4 protein-coding genes are annotated in these 2,733 nt (G+C 42.6%); 1 reads left to right on the top strand and 3 read right to left on the bottom strand.

Annotation, left to right across the window (positions count from 1 at the left end; translation table 11 throughout):
- Positions 1-221: 221 nt before the first annotated feature.
- Positions 222-611 carry a hypothetical protein gene (locus VF500_RS22095; RefSeq protein WP_330861755.1) on the top strand — a complete coding sequence of 130 codons (390 nt, stop codon included), beginning with the start codon at positions 222-224 and terminating at the stop codon, positions 609-611.
- Between the two features lie 34 nt (positions 612-645).
- Here VF500_RS22095 and VF500_RS22090 read toward each other — a convergent pair whose 3' ends face one another.
- The 3 genes from VF500_RS22090 to VF500_RS22080 are packed head-to-tail and all read right to left on the bottom strand — an operon-like array spanning position 646 to position 2,593.
- Entirely contained in the window at positions 646-1,167 is a 522-nt protein-coding gene (locus VF500_RS22090) for an O-acetyl-ADP-ribose deacetylase (protein WP_330861754.1), read from the bottom strand.
- 48 nt (positions 1,168-1,215) lie between these two features.
- A complete protein-coding gene (locus VF500_RS22085; protein WP_330861753.1) occupies positions 1,216-1,944 on the bottom strand; it encodes an esterase family protein in 729 nt (242 codons plus the stop codon).
- A gap of 43 nt (positions 1,945-1,987) precedes the next feature.
- Entirely contained in the window at positions 1,988-2,593 is a 606-nt protein-coding gene (locus VF500_RS22080) for a GDSL-type esterase/lipase family protein (RefSeq protein ID WP_330861752.1), read from the bottom strand.
- Positions 2,594-2,733 lie beyond the last annotated feature (140 nt).

The raw sequence follows: 2,733 nt of genomic DNA, 5'->3' as shown, positions 1-2,733 counted from the left end.
CTGCTGGGAGCAGATAAAACGCAGTATTGACTCAACCCGACATCGCTGCGCTTGTCACCCCTCTCCGCTACGCAAAGAGGGGCTGTATTTTTTACCCTCTTTGCGTAGCGGAGAGGGTCGCCGTGCAAAGCACCGGCGGGGTGAGTCAACTCTGCACCTTGCTTTTTTCTCAGCAAATCCTCTTGCATTATTCACAAACTTTATACTATTTTAGATTTCCAATGAGCTTAAAACAACCTGTCACCCTAATTTCACATGCACTAATCCAGGCCGGGATCTGCGTGCCTTTCCTGATAATTACACTCATAATTTATGGCATCTGCCGCGAAGGAAGCGAAGTTGGGGCAGCACTGATGTATGGTTTATTTGCTATTCCGGGTTATGTGATAGCAGTTTGCAGCTACCTTATTTATAACATCATTGAAATTAAGCTAAAAAACACATGGAGTATACTCAAATATACCGCTCCCCTGTTTTTGCTGACTGTTGGCCTGGTAGCTATCGCAAGGTATAAAGAAAGTGACCGGCAGATCTTTATTATTATTATAGCAACCCTCTTATTTATTGAACCGGTTAAGATCATTTACCGGCGGATATTGAAAACTTTATAGGATACCCTCTATCGGATATCGGCCCAATCAACGTCTATTTTTGCGCAAGCAAGTCCCGGTACAAGCCAAAGTTTTCATCGTCAAAACAAACAAATATCACTTTCTCAACCACTTTATCATCTGCTAAAAAATCTTTGACTGTTTTAATTGCTATTTCCGCTGCTTTATCTTTAGGAAAATGATAAATGCCGGTGCTGATGTTAGGGAAAGCTATAGTGTGTATATCATTTTCGGCAGCGAGTTTTAAACTATTTAAATAAGCAGAATGCAATAGCTCGTCCTCTCCCCTTTTACCGCTGTTATAAACAGGACCAACGGTATGGATCACATTTTTCGCAGGCAGTTTACCGCCCGTAGTTATTACAGCCTGCCCGGTTTTGCAGCCGCCCTGCCGGGCTACTATTTTACGGCAATCTCCTAATATTTCTGGTCCGCCGGCACGGTGTATAGCGCCATCAACGCCACCGCCGCCCATTAGCGAAGTATTTGCGGCGTTTACAATGGCATCGGCCTTAATTTTTGTGATATCGCCTTGTACCAATTCAATAGTACCCATAACATTCTAAATTATAGCCAATATAACAAACCGGAAAGTGTTTTGCTTTTAGAAATATAGCTGAACCATTTTACGCCAGTAGCGGGCCCTATGTGCTTCTTCATGCCAGATATACAGGCTATTTTGAATGCCTTTGCTGGCCAGCACTGTGCTTAGATATTTATTATCCTCCAAAAAAGCATCTTCTTCGCCTACGGCCAGAATAATTTGAAGGCGCTTGATCTGGGCAATAATTTCGGAGCTGTGCAGGTCGTTCAAAAACTGGTTGGGCATGTTGAAGTACACATTTTCATCGCGGTAGCCATCAAGCAGGTCACGAAAATTACCCATGGCCTGGGTAATATCATAGCGCCCGCTCATACCTACCACTTTAACAAATACCGACGGATGTTTAAACCCAATATTAACCGCGTGATAAGCCCCCATACTGCAGCCCGCCGAAATAATTGAGCCTGCGGCGTTGAGTGTTTTCATCAACGGCACTACCTCCTGCAAAATATACTGCTCATAATGCAGGTGCCTTTCCATATGGTGGTAAGGATGGCTGTACTCATTATAAAAGCTTTCGAGATCTATACTGTCAACACAATAGATCTGCAGGTGCCCAGCTTCAATCTTGCTGCGTAACGCTTCAATTACTTTCCAGTCTTCATAATCATAAAACCGGGCCGTTCGGGTAGGAAAAAATAAAACAGAGGCGCCCGCATGGCCAAAAACCAGCAATTCCATATTGCGCTGAAGCGACGGACTGAACCACTTATGGTACTCTCTTTTCATCTTTAAAACCGCTGAAAGATGACAAATGTGTGTAAACCCTATATTAAGCTAATTTGATACTTTGTGGCATTCGCTGCAAAACCGCGTTTTTCCACAAAGTGTAACCGGAGCTGCTCAAATGCAAACCATCTTTATCATAATATTCTCGTATTGGTTTACCGGAAGCATCTATCATCTGATTAAATATATTGATGAACTGCCAGTTTTTATGGCGGTGAATTATTTCGTTTTCAATTAAGCTGTTAGTGTACCTGTATTTTTCAACAATAGGCCAGCGGGCAAGGCTTGGCTTAAGCGATATAAAATAACAGGGAATATCACCAAAAAGCCGCTCAACTTCAACAGTTAGCTGCTTAAAAAATATAAAAACCTCTTCGGGATTGCGGCCATCGCCAAGATCATTATCCCCGGCGTAAACCACTATGGATTCGGGGTTATAAGAATGAAGAATGCGCTCAAAAAACCACACACAGGCAGCCAGCGTTGAGCCACCGAAGCCAAGGTTAACAGGCTGCATGTCATCAAAATCAGCATCAAGCGTATTCCATAAACGAATGGATGAGCTTCCATAAAAAATTACCCGCGGCACATAATTAAGCTTTGTTCGCTTAATCTCCAACTGCTTCACATCCTCTTCGTACCAGATCATATTCTATTTTATAGGGCCGTATTAATTTAAGCGCTAAAGATACTACAATAGCCCTAACTTAATGTAACTATGATAAAACAATGGTGTTAAAATTGTAAAAATGGTTATTCTTCTGCCGCTTCCTCACCTTTTGTGCCCAG

The sequence above is a fragment of the Mucilaginibacter sp. genome (assembly GCF_036383575.1).
In the GTDB taxonomy this organism is placed as follows: domain Bacteria; phylum Bacteroidota; class Bacteroidia; order Sphingobacteriales; family Sphingobacteriaceae; genus Mucilaginibacter.
Note: the sequence above shows the minus strand (reverse complement) of the source record. Positions and strands in the feature narration are given on the sequence as shown.